At 42.0% G+C, this 17,905-nt stretch carries 12 protein-coding genes; 3 read left to right on the top strand and 9 right to left on the bottom strand.

The annotated features are described in order from the left end of the window. The first annotated feature begins 213 nt into the window (after positions 1 to 213). Together AB4Z08_RS31855 and AB4Z08_RS31850 are read left to right on the top strand one after the other, a co-directional pair. Positions 214 to 540, top strand: coding sequence for a hypothetical protein (locus AB4Z08_RS31855; protein ID WP_441577826.1), 327 nt, complete (start codon positions 214 to 216; stop codon positions 538 to 540). 536 nt (positions 541 to 1,076) lie between these two features. Continuing rightward, positions 1,077 to 2,105 carry a glycosyltransferase family 2 protein gene (locus tag AB4Z08_RS31850; protein ID WP_441577825.1) on the top strand — a complete coding sequence of 343 codons (1,029 nt, stop codon included), beginning with the start codon at positions 1,077 to 1,079 and terminating at the stop codon, positions 2,103 to 2,105. 142 nt (positions 2,106 to 2,247) lie between these two features. On the opposite strand, the gene AB4Z08_RS31845 is transcribed toward AB4Z08_RS31850, so the two are convergent. The 3 genes from AB4Z08_RS31845 to AB4Z08_RS31835 form a co-directional block, all read right to left on the bottom strand. Then, positions 2,248 to 3,345, bottom strand: a complete 1,098-nt coding sequence (locus tag AB4Z08_RS31845; RefSeq protein WP_441577824.1) for an Imm5 family immunity protein — start codon at positions 3,343 to 3,345, stop codon at positions 2,248 to 2,250. Between the two features lie 943 nt (positions 3,346 to 4,288). After that, positions 4,289 to 6,781, bottom strand: a complete 2,493-nt coding sequence (locus tag AB4Z08_RS31840) for a glycoside hydrolase family 95 protein (RefSeq protein WP_441577823.1) — start codon at positions 6,779 to 6,781, stop codon at positions 4,289 to 4,291. Between the two features lie 189 nt (positions 6,782 to 6,970). Beyond that, the gene (locus tag AB4Z08_RS31835) at positions 6,971 to 8,530 is read right to left on the bottom strand and encodes a DUF1254 domain-containing protein (protein ID WP_441577822.1); all 1,560 of its coding nucleotides are present in this window, start codon (positions 8,528 to 8,530) and stop codon (positions 6,971 to 6,973) included. 976 nt (positions 8,531 to 9,506) lie between these two features. Here AB4Z08_RS31835 and AB4Z08_RS31830 point away from each other — a divergent pair. Next, the gene (locus AB4Z08_RS31830; RefSeq protein ID WP_441577821.1) at positions 9,507 to 9,674 is read left to right on the top strand and encodes a class I lanthipeptide; all 168 of its coding nucleotides are present in this window, start codon (positions 9,507 to 9,509) and stop codon (positions 9,672 to 9,674) included. 629 nt (positions 9,675 to 10,303) lie between these two features. Here the strand turns inward: AB4Z08_RS31830 and AB4Z08_RS31825 are convergent. The 6 genes from AB4Z08_RS31825 to AB4Z08_RS31800 form a co-directional block, all read right to left on the bottom strand. Beyond that, positions 10,304 to 10,708, bottom strand: coding sequence for a M60 family metallopeptidase (locus AB4Z08_RS31825; RefSeq protein WP_441577936.1), 405 nt, complete (start codon positions 10,706 to 10,708; stop codon positions 10,304 to 10,306). 313 nt (positions 10,709 to 11,021) lie between these two features. Next, positions 11,022 to 11,918 carry a glycosyltransferase family 2 protein gene (locus AB4Z08_RS31820; protein WP_441577820.1) on the bottom strand — a complete coding sequence of 299 codons (897 nt, stop codon included), beginning with the start codon at positions 11,916 to 11,918 and terminating at the stop codon, positions 11,022 to 11,024. A gap of 29 nt (positions 11,919 to 11,947) precedes the next feature. Further along, complete coding sequence (locus AB4Z08_RS31815) at positions 11,948 to 12,589, bottom strand: hypothetical protein (RefSeq protein ID WP_441577819.1); 642 nt, start codon at positions 12,587 to 12,589, stop codon at positions 11,948 to 11,950. 34 nt (positions 12,590 to 12,623) lie between these two features. After that, the gene (locus tag AB4Z08_RS31810; RefSeq protein WP_441577818.1) at positions 12,624 to 13,898 is read right to left on the bottom strand and encodes a methyltransferase domain-containing protein; all 1,275 of its coding nucleotides are present in this window, start codon (positions 13,896 to 13,898) and stop codon (positions 12,624 to 12,626) included. 42 nt (positions 13,899 to 13,940) lie between these two features. Further along, complete coding sequence (locus AB4Z08_RS31805) at positions 13,941 to 16,607, bottom strand: lantibiotic dehydratase (protein ID WP_441577817.1); 2,667 nt, start codon at positions 16,605 to 16,607, stop codon at positions 13,941 to 13,943. After that, a complete protein-coding gene (locus tag AB4Z08_RS31800; protein WP_441577816.1) occupies positions 16,608 to 17,903 on the bottom strand; it encodes an HlyD family secretion protein in 1,296 nt (431 codons plus the stop codon). Positions 17,904 to 17,905: the final 2 nt, after the last annotated feature.

Raw genomic sequence — 17,905 nt, 5'->3', positions numbered from 1 at the left:
AAAACCTACGCCCTGACGGGAAAGTTAAACAAGCATTAAAAGAGGTGACGGGTTATGGGGAGCAATTAAAAGGGCTACAAACATAATGATATTTTTTCAATTGTATATTCTTTTATTTTATCTGAAGGGAATATAGCAATACACAGGCTTTAGACCTGATTAAAAACTTTTATGGAAAATAGAAAAATAAGACTCTATATAAAAATCCACATTATGAATAGGAATACCTCTCTTCTTTTTGCTGCAATTTTGCTGAGTAGCACAAGCCTGTATGCCCAGGAAAAAAAGGCAGCAGATACCTCCAAGGTCCATTTCAAACCACCGGTGATCAAAAAAGATAAAGCAGCCAGCCCTTCTACCAAGGCATCTGCGGTGAAATTTAAACCACCTGTTATAAAGGAGAATGCCGGTAAAACAGGCACCAAACAGGAAGCCTCACCCGAAGTGAAATTTGCCCCGCCAGTTATAAAGAAGGACGCGCGAAAAACAAATAAGAAGCCGGTACCACCTCCGCCTGCACTCCCACCTTCCAACAACTAGCATTCAGGGGTCTGATAAGCCAAAGGCAATTGTGGCATTTAAAACCTGTCGCATTTTCAACTTTGTGCTATCACGTGGCCACCAGGCAGTAGGACCTGTATTTGTAGCTGTGCTTACCCAGGGTAAGCACAGCTACATTGCGACCTATTTAATCATCAGGACGAACGGGGTAACTATACTCCCCAAGCATAAAATCTCAATAAAAAAAGTAGCTTTCTTCTAAAATATCGCGGCACCTGTGTTCCAATGGAGGAGAAAAAAATATACAGGTATCAAAAATGAAATTTATCTTCGATTGCAAAACAGCAGCAGCAGGATAAATACCGTGAAAAGAAAAATGGCTACACCAGTAGATCTCTACGGAGAAAAATTTAAGATAAATCTATTTAACATCCACATTTTCAGGACAGGAAATGGGAATTATAACGCTTGTCATTGTTTCAATGAAAACAACTTTCAGCAAGCCCTGATATACATCTGCACAACTGGTAAGGACAAGCCTGATTCCAATAAGGGGACATTCAAATACCATCTGCATGGATAAAAATGTAAATACCCCCTTAGTGACTGTTTTCATGGCGGCCTTTAACGGTGAAGCCTATATTGAAAAGGCCATACAAAGTGTCCTCCATCAAAGCTTTACTGATTTTGAGCTATTAATTATTAATGACGGCTCTACGGATCGCACCCTTGACATCGTTCGTAAGTTTACTGATCCCCGCATTCGTTTAGTTCACAATGATGGCAATAAAGGTCTTACTTTCACCCGTAACCGTGGGATTGAAGAAGCTAAAGGACAATATATCGCAATTCTGGATTGTGATGATATAGCCATGCCTGACCGTCTTAAAGCGCAAACCAGTTTTTTAGGTTCAAATCCGGAAGTCGCAATATGTGGCGGACAAGCCATCACTATTGATGAATCCGGCATACAGATCGGGCACTTAAATGTGATGGCCGGAGATAAGAATATGTCTCCTGAATTGGTATTTCACAATATCTTTATCAATTCGTCCTTAATGATCAAAAGATCAGCGATGCTTGAGGCAGGTGGCTATAGAGATTATTCTCCCGCAGAGGACTATGATCTTTCTTACAGAATCTCTTTACGTCATCCGGTAGCAAACCTTAACGAGGTCCTTGTCGCCTACCGCTTTCACGGCAATAACATTTCAAAGGTTCAGGAAGAGAAAATAGTCCGCGCAGAACTCCGTATCATCGAAAACATCCATACAAACCTGGGCATTCCCAAAGATGAAAATTTAATTCGGATTCATCATGATTACTTCTCCTATCGGTTTTCATCCAGAAGCTCAAAAGAATTCCTGCAGGTTTTTGAGGCCTTCAAACAGGGCAATACTAAATCAGGGAATTATTCCGCCCATGTATTCAATGAAATACTCTTCAAAAAATGGTTTTCACTTTTAAGACTTAAAAAAGAGAAAAGAATTCTTTCCTTATATTTTAAAAGTAGATTGTTTGAATGGCAATTTGTTACTTTTAAGGAATTACGTAAAGTATTCAAGCAGGCTTTTTTTCGTCATCTCCCCTTAAGACGACATTAATATTAATTACCTTCCCACTATCCACTTTACCCTACTGGTTGTAATTAGCTGAGCGATAAAAAAGTTACTGCATAAAGCATGACGGTTAGCGCGATTTAATAATTATCGTGCTAACCGCAACGCTACCTTAGCCCGTAATTCGTCAAAGGGAACGATACTGCAATCCCTGGTTTTTTATTATATCCTGCCACCATTGGGGTGTGAAATCCTGCAGCCTCGGATATTTTTTAAATTCCCCGACAAATGGCTCTAGATTAGGTGCTTTATCTGAGAAAATTTTAGGATCGTCAAAATTGTATGCTACGCTGTATGTTTGATCCGGATAGATTGTTAACAAGTAGCTAAACCATGTACCTTCATTCGGGCTCTGCTCATAAATATGCTTTTTAACTTTATCCATGAGCTTTACTGCAGAGAGGTCGCCATCATACAAATAGTACGTCAACTCAAATCTGTTCCTTTCATTGTCGTTACTAAAATAAAAACCTTTCATCCCCATGCCACCAATATCCTGCCCTTCTATCTCAATTCTTATCCAATCAGATCCTGCTTTTGATTCTTTCAGGTCTTGCAGCACCAGATCAATAACTTCCTTTATTTTAGAATGAAGGAAAGAATCATTATAATCTTTACTTCTTATTATATCCGTGCTTTCCGCAATTCCCCCTTTAACTTCACTATCTGCAATTCTATCCGGTGAACGGTAGATTTTAAGGGCGGTCTCCAAATAATAATCCCAAAATTCAATTCGCTTTTGGATGCTTCCCTCATTTAAAAATGGATTTCCACCTGAATAAGCATTGGAAGCGAAAAAGTCGGCATTCCAATCTTCCCAATCATATATATTGTCATCCTGACCTTCATATTCCTCCATATTCAATATACCTGCTGAACCGGTATCCAGGCTGCGACACAGGGACAAACACGCCATGGCTACACCTGACAATGGCCATTTATCCATACTTTCGAGATAGTTTTTATTTTGCTCATAGATCAATCCAAAATCATTTATCTCTTTTTCATATAAAGTACGCCCGGCTTTCTTTAGAATATCCAAAAGCAGATTGTCATTAATATGCAGCTTAGTAAAAGCAAATTTGCAACATGCCAGAAATATTTTGTTTATCGTTTCGGGGTCTTTAATTTCCCCTGCAATCCGGACTCTTTTTGCCAGGGGTAAATGCCCATCTGGATAAGTACTTAGATTTATTCGTTCCTGCTCAATGATATTCGATAGCATTGTTTTAAAGTTTATGTAACTAAAATAAGGACAGTTGTAATTCGAATAGTCAGCCAGCACTACATCTTTTTCATTGAATTAATAATATTATCACCTCACTCATTTGCTTAAAAATCAAACCCAATATTAAAAATACTTCCTTATTAATTCCGAACTGTTAATTTTTTAGCAAAAAAGCCGAATTGGTAAAACGATAAGTTTTCAATGGCTCCATTAAACCGGGTCAGACCATCCTGTTTACTCATAGCTTATAATTTTCCCGATTAAAGAGAGGCAATTTATAACACCATGCCTTTAAAGTGTTTCCATCTGGTCAGATAGGCTGCACTTCGAAGTACAATGCGAAGTTATTCACTGGTGAAGGTGTGAGAAAATGTAACTTCCGCTTTTGTTACTTTTTGCGGGGTTTTGCGGAAAAAAGTACCTCAGGAAATAGTGATATATACCAAAGACGTTCAAAACATGTTTGGCAAGAGCCAACGCTCAGCTCAATATAGGACGACGTCAGGGAATACCTGGAGGGCTCATAGTGCAGTGAAAGAGTAGTAAGAGTGTAGTAAAAGAGTAGTAAAAGAGTAATGTAACAGTAGTAACAATGTAGTGGAACAGTAATAGAAGTATAATGGGAATGCAATAGATAGACGAGTCCTAAGTACCGGAGAAGTATACGAGAAGTAATAACAATACGATCCCGGACTAAAAGCGGGAGCTTACCTTTCGAACCTGGCAATGGAAACTTTCAATGGCGTTGATGGTGTAAATAGGCCCATCTTTCCCGCCAGAATACAAATACACCATCGTATACGCCAGGTTGCATCTGCGGCAAAAGGCCGGAAATCGTTCCCGATTCCGCCGCATATTTGCCGCTACCCGATTAGTAGGTGTTACCGGCACCAGGATGTCTTTTGGCTCAGGCTATCCGCAGCACGGATCCGGATTCCCTTTAAATTATTTTCTGTAGCTGGTAGTTAAGTCTAACCAGCTCCCCTTTCCTGGTGGAATAGCTAACCGACTTACTACCCACTTTAATAGTCAGATTCCCACCAAGCTTTGAGGTGACAAATGCGTTCACAAGTGCGCCGTTCTTCCATTCCATATCAACAACAAATCCCCCGCGTGCACATAACCCGGTCACACGTCCGTTGGCCAGCGCATCAGGCAGAGAGGGCAGTAAGGCAATTTCAAAAGTTCCATCGCTTTTCCTGTATTGGCTTTGTAACAGCATCTCCGCGATCGCAGCTGTTGCGCCAAAATTGCCATCAATTTGGAAAGGCGGATGGTTATCAAACAGGTTGGGTAATGTTTTTGTAGCAAGTAGTGTCGATAATAATTTATAGGAATGATTACCATCATGGAGGCGGTTCCACATATTGATCTTCCAGGCAAGCCCCCAGCCCGTGCCATCATCGCCGCGTCCTTCGAGGGTTTTACGGGCTGCTGCTGCCAGATCAGGTGTACCATCTACCGTGATCTGGTTGCCGGGATACAATCCAAACAGGTGGGAAGTGTGGCGATGATGTGGTTCCACTTCTTTATAATCTTCTGCCCACTCCATAATACGACCGGTAACAGGGCTGATACGCACCGGAGCCAAACGTTTCAGCGTCGCGGCACATTGATCCCTGAAGGCGCTATCCACACCAAGTATCTCTCCTGCTTCTATACAATTGCCGAGCAGATTGTGTATAATTTCCATATCCATCGTGGCGCCATATGTGAATACAGAAGTATGGCCGTCAGGTAGCAGGAAAGTATTTTCAGGCGAGAAAGAAGGATTGGTTACAAGACTCCCTGGACAAGCGGTTCCGGCAGGAGCCTCCACCAGGAAGTCGAGCATAAACTCAGCTGCGCCTTTCATCAGCGGATATCCTTTTTCCAGCAGAAATTTTTTATCCCCGGTATAACAATAATGTTCCCACAGGTGTTGCACCAGCCATGCAGCGCCCATAGGCCATATTCCTTGCGGCCCATCGGCTGGCGCTGTAAATCCCCAGGCATCTGTGAGGTGGTGTACCACCCAACCTCTGGCTCCATACACCTGCCGGGCTGTTCGTGCTCCGGGCTTTGACAACGCTTCTTCCAGGTCGAACAAAGGATGATGAAGCTCACTCAGATTGGTAATTTCTGCGGGCCAGTAATTCATCTGCACATTGATGTTGGTATGAAAGTCTGCATTCCAGGGTGGCGTCATCTCCCAGGCCCAGATACCCTGCAGATTGGCCGGCATACTTCCTGGCTGCGAACTTGAGATCAGTAGATAACGGCCAAACTGGAAATACAGTTCAATGAGACCCACATCCGGGCTACCTGCACGCCGCGCATATTCCAGCCGTTCATTTGTAGGCAGACCAGCTATAGTATCATGCGCATCAAAATGCAGGGTCATCCTGTCAAAATATTTCCGGTATGCCGCTATATGATCCGACTTCAAAGCAGCGTAGGCGCTGGCTCCTGCTGCCGCCCTGTCCCTGCACAACTGAACAGGATCTACCTTAGCAGTTGTTATACCTTTTGCGAGATTTTTTAACCCTGGATAACTGGTGGCACCTGTTATAAACAGGGTGGCGCTATTGGCGTGCTCCACATGCAAAATCCCGTTTTTCACATAGACAGTGCCACTGCTGCTAACTACTTTAGCACGCGCAGCAAATTGCAGTCCACGGGCATTTCCCTGCGCATCTTTTATTGGCAGTTTTCCTTTCAGTATAAGTGCAGCCGGATCGTTGCCATCCGGAATACATGTTGCATCCTGCTGCCGCCTGAGGGCAAGCCTGAAATTGATTTTACCTGGTTTACTTGCTGTAAACCTCACCACTATAACATTTTCAGCCAGAGAAGCAAAATTTTCACGGGTATACTCCACTCCATCTGACGTATATTTCACTGTTGCCACTGCAGTAGAGAGATCCAGTGTTCGACTGTAATGTTCTGCGTTGGCTATTGGCTGATCCAGCCATACTTCCCCCAGCGACTGATAGGGCTTTATTCGTTCCGGCTTACCTAGCATGGTTTCGCTGGCCAGCTTTACCGCCTCATTGTTCTTATTTTCAAAAAGCAGCCGCCTTACTTCCGGCAGTGCCTTCAATGCCGCAGGATTATCAGCGTCCAACGGATATCCGTCCCATAGCGTGCTTTCATTCAGTTGTATACGTTCATCTGCCACGCCGCCAAATATCATAGCCCCCATGCGGCCGTTGCCTATCGGCAATGCTTCCTCCCAAACCCGCGCCGGACGGCGATACCACAATACATTATCTCCTGCCGGCTTATTTACCTGGCCACTGCATTCAGCCCTGTCTTCCCACCTGGCTGTGATATTTACAGGTCTTTCAACAGCCGGCGCGGTTTTCGTTTGTGCCTGCACGGTAGCTGCAAATAACATACATCCTGTGATCCCGGCATATATGCTGAACTTGAAACTTTCTGATTGCGACATTGGTCTCGTTTTTTATAGAGGTACAGTGCCGGGAAAATAAAAAAACAAACGATAATTATCTGTTCAACTTTGGGAATAGATAAAAAAACACAAGGATTAGATTATTTAGCATTTAAAGAGGGCATTATACAAGTCCTATCCATAAAGTATTTAAACTGTCGTTCTTCATTTTTTCTCCCTCTCTTAATTTTACTTAACTTTCTTTATGTCTTCTGGCTGCCAGGTTTGATCAAAAAAAGCCTGCTCTGGTGCGTATAAGCGAAGAATAACAAAGTACCCCTTATCCGGTACCGTTGCAATCCAATTCTTTTCTTTTCCCTGTGGAGCCTTTGGTCCCAGATAAAGGTCAATAGACCCATCGGCATTCTGCACAGGCTTATCCATTGCATTCAGCGAAGGGAAAGGTTGTCCATTATCAAGACCTGACGCTGTTATTGAATTATAGGCTGCCAATGACCAGAATATCTTTGCCGGAATATTAGCAGGCAAATGCAAGGAATAATTCTTTCCACCATCAAGGTACTCGCCATCTGCATCTTTAGAGGTGGCTGGATATTTAGCTCCGCTGTTTATCATGTTAACCACCATTGCAGGCGCATCAGAATAGGCTGAAGTAAAGTAGGCGGTTCTTTGCTCGAGGTTAGTAAATGTACCACTGGATTGAAAAGATGTATTCTCGCCCGCGAACGTATTAACCCATTGCCTGCCTTTATAATACAGTCCGCCAGTCTCTTTTGGCAGAAGTTCATTTATGATTACCTTACTGGTTTTAAATGCAGTTACTGCAGCAAGATTCAATAATTTACGATCTTCCTCAGAAGGTGCAAATTTCTTGTCCTTTTCGATACCAATAGTATGCAGAAAACCTCTCATATCCAGATCTCTTTCCATGACAGATTCTTCCTGGATAAAGCGGTCCAGCATATCAAAGTAGGCTCCATCTTCAGGGAAAAGCATATTAATCTCCTTTTCACCTGAAGCATCCGGAAATTGCATAGGAAGTGCAGCTGATTCTTTCCCATAAGGATAAATTTTTGTTGTTTTAATAGCTGCCACGGGTGATGAGAGGTCAGACGGATCTTTATAGAATGCTCTCCAGAAAAGAAACACATTATAAGTTTCAGAACGATAAACATAATATCCACTCTGGGGTATACTTCCTTTGTAGTCGGGTGGAAGCAGCAAATATTTTCCTCCTGCTCCTTTATCAGGCCCGGGGATTCCCACATCTCCCCTGTATTGGGTTCCGTTTATACTTGGCCCCATAATTGGTTTTTGCCACATATCATCAAACATACCAAGTATTCCCGGAGGTGTTTCTACTACCAACGCGCCATACTTCTTCAGGTCCAAATATCCCATAGCATAAATCAGATCCGAGTTGGGGGTAGTAATTTTCGTCCGGGCATCCAATCTCTTTGTCCATACAGGCAATATATTATATCCGGCGCCAAAAATCTTCTCCGATCCCTCTTTCATCGCCCACATGTTAATTGCCGGAAGCGACCACAGGTAAGACTGTACTGCGCGTTGGAATTTCAGTTCATCTGTCAGGGATATGATTGTTTCCCTGGTAGGGAAGCCCTTCTCAAAAGACGAACCGGAAAGATAGTCATACCTCCCTGCTCCTTTCTCCGCAGATGTTGCATTCTCACTGTTTTGTTTGCAACCTGACACTACCAGCATACAAGTACCAATAACAATCATACTCAGTGAAATATGCCTAAATAATTGGAATGTGATTTTCATAATTATCCTTTTAAGTTTATCAGTAACACATTTGATAAGGTGCGAAAAGGCAATAAATCATCCAAAGCATGTTGATGTGACATACCACTTATTATCCATTCAAATATGGAAAATACATTCAGTAAGGAGTTGCCTGTGTTTTACATTAGTTCACATCTTCTTTGCGTAAAAAAAGCCACCCAGCTATATGACACCATATAGCCAGGCCCATCTTTACCCTCGTAATGATGACGCCGAAACACCTGTAAATGATAATGATAACTGGTTTATGCGAAGGAGATTATTCTTGACTGTATATTAAACAACACAATTAAATATTTGTTCACTATTTTCTACCAAACCGAATATGTTTTCCAAAACAACAATATCCTCAAAAAGATATTGTATTATCATTTGTAATGATAAATCAACCCAAATAAAACCAAGTAAGCAGCAAGGGCGTAATCGCACTCTAATAGACTAACAAGTAGCCCCAACAACAAAGCCCGCGACAAGCAAGAGCTTTGTAACCTTCCGGTGAACCCTATGGTACAGAAATCGAACTTCCTTTTGCTAAATCTAAAGCAAATAGGCAACTTAAGCTGAGTAGCCCTATTGTCATATAAAAAAATGCTTAATCACCCCAGGGTGCTACTACTACACAATTAAAAAATGCAATTTGGACGATTTAAATTCATTATACGGGGCCGCGCATCGATAAATACGGCAACACTTTTACCTTATGATGGCGTAGTATGGCGATTAAGTCATCCGGATGGCTCATCATTCGGACAGACAGCGCTTTTGGAGTATTGAGCAGGAAAGATCTGCATGGTATACAGGAGTAAAAAGCTAAAGGATTTCACGCGAAGAAGCAAAAACATCAACTCTTTTCTTCTTTGCGTGAAAAATCCCGCTTTTACGGGATACCGTGGCAGCAAATTATCCAGTACCTTAAAGTACAGATGTTTCTCTGTCACCACAAATTGAAAAAGTCATGAAAAAGAAAATGTCTTCACAAAAACTCGTTTTGAGTAAAAAAATTATTGCACGACTAAGTACAGCACCCGCCAATAATATGGCTGGCCGCCTGATTTCTGATCCATCGACAGAAAATCCCTGCGACCCTATACATAGCATGCTGATTTGCAGCCGGGGCTGCTAAGGAAAAGTAATCAACAGCAGGCCGAAAGTATTGGGCCTATTGCGCGTAGAGCAGTAAAAAACAAATGATCAAATTAGTAAAGCCTTTAAGGTAGGTACCTGGCAGAATTTTTCAATGCAAAATAAAGTCCTTTGGAAATGCGTTGCGAGGGGCCCGGAATGTAGAATTCTTTCTTTACAGATTGACTAAACTATATGCCTGAAATTTATGCTATCCCCCAAGCTTTCAATTTGATCCGTAACCTTTTATGTTACCATTCACCTTCGTTCTGAATGATAAACCTTTGTAGCCCAAACAGTATCAAAGCCGCGTAAATCGTGCGATTTATGCGGCTTTGATACTGTTTGTTTTTTTTGTTGTGATCCCGCTGGGAGCACGGCGTATCTTCGTAATTGTTGTTAGATTTAGTGTGTGATAATGGTGAGCCTATATTGCTAACCGTGATGCAGACCTGATTACGAGTAACCGTTATGGTTAGTAATTGTGATCCACAAATACAGGGAATTTCCATTTAACAACTTTAGACCAGGTCTACTCCTGGATTAAAGTCAGGTCACTACCCGGATGCGGCAAGTCTAATCCGGCTATTTTTGCAAATACAGCATCAGTAGCTGCCTGGTTGGATAATTTCAACCCCACTTTTTAAAGAAATCACTTAAATCACTACCTGATACTTTGCAGGCGTTCATTATAAAATACTCCATTTTTAAACCTGTGGTATTTAAAGCGGGTCTATCCAATCGTGTTTGCTTGTAGAAAGAAGGCCAAAATTTAGCACCATATTTAAGGTATAGCTGATCAAACATACACAAACGCACAAAAACATCTGTCAGTAGTATTTTATATACATAAAGATCTTTCCCTGCAGCATCTTTGCCACTAGTAGAAGCATTAAAATCTTTATCTGCATCAGGATTAGCCAGATAGATCTTTGCCTTTGCCCAAACTCCATCTTTAGTAAGCCTGATTGGCTGACCAGCTAAAAAAGTCCGTTGTACTGTTAAGCTAAATGTATTTACAGTAACCTCCGTAATTGCAGACCATGTTCCTGATACTTAATGGCATTTAATCTGTCAACTACAATGTAGTTTCTATCTCCAGCTAATAAATCATCCGGCATATCAGTCATTGAAGATAACATTGTTTTCCACTGTGCGTTTGTTGTTTTGCCCGCAATAAATTACGGAACGGATTTAAAGCCGGAAACAAATGTCACTTTTGCCTTTGGGTTGATTTACCCATCCTGTGGGCACCAACTATTGTAATTCTCATAGTTTTAATTGCCAGGGGTAATATCGGTGAAATATAAGGTGAAAGGAAAACAGCCAAGTGTTGGGCCCACCAGGCCTATAAATTTACATTTCGGATTAAAATATCCAATCGGAAGTCCAGGAATTTGTCAAAAAGCACAGGTTCAAAAAAGCCGAGTTGAACATTACGCGCGCTCATCAATTCTGCAAGATGTATAACAGGCCGGTGATAACAGCCACCAATATGTCTTCCATAAAGCAACATCTGAAATGCCTGCCTGTTATGGAAAATCAAATCATTAAAGATATAGCTGGCGTATGCCTCCCGAATCCTCAACATTTGCCCTTCCTGGCATGCTTTATATTTTTCAGATACTTGCCCTTCGTGATTTCTGTATTTTAGCAGACACTCATCCAAAACGTCGAGCTGCAGACCGCAAATGGAGGCATCTACCCACAATTTATAGTCTTCAGCATGCATCGCGCTTTTGTCGTAGTAAAGCCGGTGCTTCAGCAGGCTTTCACGTCTCATCATAATTGTAGGATGGGACAGTGTATTATATATTAACAGATAAATCCTGTGTAAATCACCTCCACACAAATATCTCATCCCAACAGATTCGCCCAAGGGCTGGGTTTGCGTCCCCAGTATATCCAGATCAGGCCGGGATGCAAAAACATCCAGTTGATGTGAAAACCGCTGTGGAAATGCAATATCGTCGGCATCCATACGTGCAATAAATGGCGCAGCGGAATAATAGATAGCCTTGTTTAGAGAATGTACAAGCCCCAGATTTCTCCTATTCTCCATATACCTGATCCTCTTGTCACTTATTGACAAAATGAGATCTTTAGTATTATCCGTAGAGCCATCATTAATGAGGATGATTTCAAAATCTCCGAATGTTTGCCGGAGTATTGAGTTCAAACTCTCGACAATATGAGCGGCTGCATTATAAACAGGAAAAATAACTGATATAGTCGGTTTACTCATAGCATTAGCTTAGTATAAACAATAATACATCAATCTTTAATCCAGGTATGCATCCAATAGTGTATGAGAGGCTTTTCGACATGATTATTGAGATTGGCATTCCGTATTTCTTCGTAGTCATACTCAAACAAGTCTTTAACAAGAACTATTGTCTGCTTAACTTCACCGAACTTACGGAGGGTGTCGCGCATCCTGTGTGGGCCGGTATAACTAGGTGCGAATGGAGGAATCTCTTCCGCTTCAAATATTTCTTTTATGTCTTCCATTAGCTGATACATAAAATGATCACCCTTTGCTGCCGCAAAACATTCCGCCGCCAGGGTACCATTAGACGGGTCTATCAATAAATATCCTTCAGGGCATTTCTCTAAAAAATCCGCAAACTTATCCGGATGAAATAGTTCTATATCCCAGTCGACGTAGCAACCCGAATGCTGATGAATAACAGCATACTTTGCCATGTCCCCTGCTTCACCAAAATTCCTGGAATGGAAAAATGCAGGTGCAAGTGCCGGATAATTATCGGATATAAGGTCAGCTACATCCTTGTACGTCCAGACCTTAACTTCAAAACCATATTCCCTCATCGCATTCCATGATTTCAGACATTGGTGAATCCATGCATTCGGGATATCGCTTAAAAGAATCTGGTGTATTACTTTATCGATCATATACAACGGTTTAATATTAAACTGAAATGGATTCTTATATCCCTACTTTTTCTTTATAGTGATCAGGATGAATGTAACTTAATATGTGTTGCTTAATGAAATTGTGATGGATTTTGTCGCTCACGACCAGAAATATATTCTGTTTATACCACCAGTGTACGTCCGGATGGTTCCAGATTTTCGCGCGTATCGGGTCGTAGAATGAAAAACCGTGTTTAGCGAACTTCTCCACCCAATAGTCCACCCATTGTTCATTAATATGATGCTGTCCTCCCTGTCCAGGGACTGCGGCAGAAAAAAGTATGGTATCGCTTGCATTCGTCAGCGATTTCACCAGTGTGTCCGCCGATTCTGGATGCAGATGTTCAGCCACTTCGAGGCAAATAGCCATGTCGTACCTTTTGGAGAGACAAATAGGCAATTCAAAATTCCTGATCTGAAAATTTTCTTCACCAAGTAATCGTTGCTGATTATCGTCGAAGTTGCCATCCAGTCCTAAAATCTCTTTTGCACCATTCTTCAGAAATGAATTCAGAAAATGTCCGGGACCGCATCCAAAGTCAACAATACTTTTTGGCTTTACCAAATCGTACACCAATGGAACGATTACCTCTGCATCTGAGTCCCGATGAATATTAGCATAGTGCACATAATTGTTCATGGCGGTAAATTGCGACTCAAGTAAGCTTCCAATCCTGGAGGCCGCCTCTTCAAAATGCCTATTTATCAGCCCACGGTTTACGTTGTTATTATTAGTAACATCTGAATACCCCATATCCTTCTGAACCGACATAAAAGGATAGGTAACTGCTTTCAATCCCGTAAGCGCGGACAGCTTTCCGTCCACTGTATCCTTTTCAGAAAATTCGCTCTCCAGGATGGTGTCGTAGAACTTGCTATAGACGACAATAAATTGCGTGCACCAAAACCAATCCACCCATAACAGATAAGGAGCAGCGGGAAAAATTCTACCCAATCCGCCAACACCGCCGGACAGAATATCCAGTCCAACCTTTGCGCCATTTACTATGCTGGAAACAAGGTAGGATTCACTGTAGGAGGAGGTAAAATGGTGATCGTCTTCACAAATAAGCGCCACATCTTCCCCCGATTCCTTTGCAAGCAGTATCGCTTTTTTAATACTTTGCCACAATCCAAAATTTCCTACTGGGTGCTCAATAGCCTCTATAATGTGAACATTAAATTCTTCCCGTCCCTGAAACTGTCCAAGAACATGCTGTAGCCTTTCCGGCCTCTTTTTCAGATTGATGATATAAGTGGCAATGCAGATTTCCAGTTCGGTCATCATTCAATTTTTTTAAGTTTAGAGAAAGGTTGATTGGGGAAAAAACTAAGACCACTGCACCAGGAATTCACTCACGTAAGATTGCCCGTCCACCATCATCAGAGAACCGGTGTCAGGATAGCTCTCCGTCACAAAAAGCCTCATAGCTGTCTTTTCCACGAAATAGTATTTATACAGCAACATGGCAAAATATGGGCTTCTGAAATCTATAAACTGGGGCTTGGTGTCCTTCCGGGAGTTAGCACCCTCGGTGCGCTCTACAGTCACAAAAACAGTATCCGGCAAATTCAGTGACAATTTCCATTCGAGTATTTTTCTGTAAATATCGGCAGGTGGCTCCTTTTCATCTATTTGAGGAAAAGAAACRTTTTGTATCTGCCAGGACATCCGTTTTAAAATAAGGCGACCCTCAAATACAATTCTGGGTGTAAACACTATAGTATCATCTTTATATAATCGCTTGGCCTTGTCTGAAATTTTCCATACAAATGGAATAAAACTTCCGTTATCCTGATTGGAAAAGTAATCCAGAAATCTATAGAAAGACGACCTGGATCTTCCGTCCTGAAATGCAAGATCCAGAAAAAACACCTGCTTCCCTGACCTGGCATCAAAGAGCATAAGATTCCGGCTGGCATGATCTGGTTTAACAACCAGGCTATTAAAGTAAAGCACTTTTTCCGGACTACATCTGTTCTTTTCACTTAAGAACTCGATCTCAAAATCCGTGAGCAGCGGATGCAGATTCGCATTAAAGTAGGAATTGTCGTCATACTCCGCGAATATATAGGCCTCATTGGATGAGCAAATATCTTTCAGCGAACTGACTACATGCTGGTGATTATGCGTGTTCAGAAAACGTCCCATTAATCTGCCATGTCCTCCTAAAATCCCTCCATTAACAACGTAGGGGCTTTCCCGATCCAACTGACCACCTAAAAAAGGGAATTGTATAAATGCAGCATGAGATGCATTTATATCGTTTTTGTGAAAAAGCTTCAGTTCAGGTGGCACTTCAAATAGAATGTCGCGTGCAGTAAGATTAATAGTATCCTGCAACTCCACTTCAATATTGTTGATTGCCTTCTCCAGCCAATTGCCAACAATAGTATCATAATCTGTTTCACCTATCTTTCTGTAATCAGCAGCTTTTCCTTCCTTCTTCAGTAGTTCAAATTTTTCAAAAAACTCCAACACCTGCATCCCGGCTAGCTCTTTACACTCCGCCATAAACAATTCATACATTGCTCTCCGATTTCCAACAGAAGGATCTACATATCGGAAACATTGCTCCAGTTGCCGTAACAAGCCTGCGGCCTCTTCCATCGACTGTTTATCTATAGATGAAGGGATTTTCAGAAAGGTATCCTCATAGAGCAGATTTTCCCTTTTCAAAAGTATCCGATATGGTTTTCTATGTTCCATCACCTTTTCAACGGATTTCATATCCTTCACATATTGCTCATATGGTTGAATGCTCAGGTGCGCATAGAGTGGATCTAATGCGTCATACAATTTTTTATAAATAAGATCCAGTAGCTTCCGGCGAAATTTTGCCGAAGCGCCGTCTTCCAGGGACCTGATGTCACTATGTATTTCAATCAACCTTTTGCCAAATCTGGTAAGATGTTCATCGTTTTCATCCGAAGAAATATAGGTTCCAAGATTAAGCAGCCAATCACTATCGTTGCGGTTAATCCTGAAATCGAACTGCAATACACCTATTTCAATCATCCGATATAGGAATCTAACTATCTCAGCGCTATCATCTACCTCAAACTGATTTTCTATTCTTTCTGCGAGACCGGCAAAAGAGATTTCTTCCTCCCCGTTTAATATATCGAGTGTAAAGTCTGTTATTTCACTGCGCTCAAGCGTCTGAAATGATTCGGTATTTCCTATATTCAGGAAAAAGCACAGGCGGTTGTCTTTTTTTAACAAGGTGTTATTGGGGAACACCCGCCTCTTCATATAAAATGGCGGGTAGTACAACAAAACCCGCCTGATATGCGCCAGGATATTATTATTGATATTAATCACACTGAATTTCTCCACAGATTCCAGGTTAAAGTAACCACGTTGAGAATCCTTCGGGAGAACCTGTGAAAAGGATGTGGCAGTGAAAGTACTGAAAGGTGAAGTTTTCAGGCTAGTGCGGGATAAATACTTTAACAAGCTCAGTTCTGTATGAAGTGCATTCCTCGTATTGGCAACTAAATCACCAGACAGATGCTTTTCTACAGCGTCGAATAGATCCGTACTGGCAAAAACAACACCGTTTAAAAACGAGTGTTCTTCCAACAACAACTTCCTAAATTTGCTACGCATTCCGGCGAACTGCCTATCAAAGCAAGACTTATACTCCTGCTGCTGGAACTGCGCATCCTGTTCTTTTTTCAGATAGAGGCTGATGGCTTCCAGAACGTTAGTATCAAGCAACCCGGATATTTCTCCGAGCTTACCTGGCGATACGACTCTTCCATTAAAAATTGCCCGCTTCAATTCGATGCAACGCCTCTTCACCTCCATATCTTCCTGGCGTTTAATCTCGTCAAACAATAAGTCGCATGTAATCATCCTGTGCGATTGCAACATCTCTTCTGTACTTCTAACACGATCTAGCAGTACTGGCAGTTCTTCTGCATTCAGGGACGCCAGCTGTTCATATGGAACACCTCCTATTCTTAACAGGGCATAGTCGAATACTTTCATTTACCTTCTGATTACTTTATTAAACATGCGAAAAATTCTACCGGCTACACTTTGTTCCTTTGTCACTACTTCAGCGGCGCCAGTCATATCGGGCTTGTAAGGAATAATTAAGTTGGCGATTGTTGTCATTCCCTTATTGAGTGAAACCGTCACTTCATACATCCCATTGGATGCCACCTTAGGAATATACTTTACTTTACCCTCCAGCATCCCATATTCTTCGTAAGGAAAGTTGTCCAGCCTTATATTAACCCGCTGTCCCACTTCCAGCTTTCCAGATCCGGTTACAGGTACATATACTTTTGCAAATAACGCTGCGTTATGAGGCGTAACTTTCACCACTTCCTGCCCTTCCTTTACCAGTTGTCCATCGGACCAGAGTTCTACAATATTCACCTCACCCGGAATCGGGGCCACTAACAAATACTTTTGTTTCCAGGTAGTCATAGCTACTTCCAGCTGATTCATTGAGGCAGACAGCCCAAGCAGCAACTCTCTTTTATTCAGATTTGTCGTGGAAACAATCCTGCTCAGGTTGTAGTTGATGCTGTTCCTGTTCTTGAGCGACTCTTCATTATTCGTATTTAAACTTTCCAGTGCCAGTTGCTTTTGTACGAGGTTTTGCAATGAGTTACTCAGCTCATCCTTCGAAATAATCTTCCTGCTAAACAATTCCTCATCTGTATGATACTGGCGCTCGGCATCCCTGAGCGATTGTAAGACCAGCTCCCGCTGTTTCTCCAGCGAACGGCCTATCGCGCCCTGAGACTTGTCAGCTTTTAGATAGAAACTTGTTTCATATTCGCGACTATTGTCTCTCACGAACATCCGGTATTGTTCAACTGCACGATAAAAAGATAAAAATTCAGGTTCCATTTCCCCCAGGGAGAGATCCGAACGAATAGGTATTTGTAACAACTGCTGCTGCAGGTCATCCGTGGACAACTTAAGGAGACGGCCCATCAGCTGCTCCACATAGTGAAAATCGTCCATATTGGTAGCATTCCGGACATACCCCAGTACGGCCCCCATATCCACACTATCCTGATTATGGACATAAAAAAAAACCTGCCCGTTAACTTTTGACTTAACCGCAATGGGAGGAACGACGGATGTCACCATGGCACCAGCCCGTAAGACATCCGGATACCTGATCAGGTTTGCAATTATCACCAAAAGCAAAACAATTACGAAGATGATGGAAATACCAAACCGCAATAACCAGGATGGTTTTCTATCCAACACCGACTGCAATTCCTCGCTCTTCAGTTCTATATCTTCTGCTACATCTGTCATGA

The organism is Chitinophaga sp. RAB17, from assembly GCF_052114225.1.
Taxonomy (GTDB): Bacteria; Bacteroidota; Bacteroidia; order Chitinophagales; family Chitinophagaceae; genus Chitinophaga.
This window is presented reverse-complemented; position numbering and strand designations above follow the sequence as displayed.

Excerpts from the sequence above, each read along its gene's own strand:
- AB4Z08_RS31855 (WP_441577826.1), top strand. The coding sequence starts at position 214 with ATGAATAGGAATACCTCTCTTCTTTTTGCTGCAATTTTGCTGAGTAGC.
- AB4Z08_RS31850 (WP_441577825.1), top strand. The coding sequence starts at position 1,077 with ATGGATAAAAATGTAAATACCCCCTTAGTGACTGTTTTCATGGCGGCC.
- AB4Z08_RS31845 (WP_441577824.1), bottom strand. The coding sequence starts at position 3,345 with ATGCTATCGAATATCATTGAGCAGGAACGAATAAATCTAAGTACTTAT.
- AB4Z08_RS31840 (WP_441577823.1), bottom strand. The coding sequence starts at position 6,781 with ATGTCGCAATCAGAAAGTTTCAAGTTCAGCATATATGCCGGGATCACA.
- AB4Z08_RS31835 (WP_441577822.1), bottom strand. The coding sequence starts at position 8,530 with ATGAAAATCACATTCCAATTATTTAGGCATATTTCACTGAGTATGATT.
- AB4Z08_RS31830 (WP_441577821.1), top strand. The coding sequence starts at position 9,507 with ATGAAAAAGAAAATGTCTTCACAAAAACTCGTTTTGAGTAAAAAAATT.
- AB4Z08_RS31820 (WP_441577820.1), bottom strand. The coding sequence starts at position 11,918 with ATGAGTAAACCGACTATATCAGTTATTTTTCCTGTTTATAATGCAGCC.
- AB4Z08_RS31815 (WP_441577819.1), bottom strand. The coding sequence starts at position 12,589 with ATGATCGATAAAGTAATACACCAGATTCTTTTAAGCGATATCCCGAAT.
- AB4Z08_RS31810 (WP_441577818.1), bottom strand. The coding sequence starts at position 13,898 with ATGATGACCGAACTGGAAATCTGCATTGCCACTTATATCATCAATCTG.
- AB4Z08_RS31800 (WP_441577816.1), bottom strand. The coding sequence starts at position 17,903 with ATGACAGATGTAGCAGAAGATATAGAACTGAAGAGCGAGGAATTGCAG.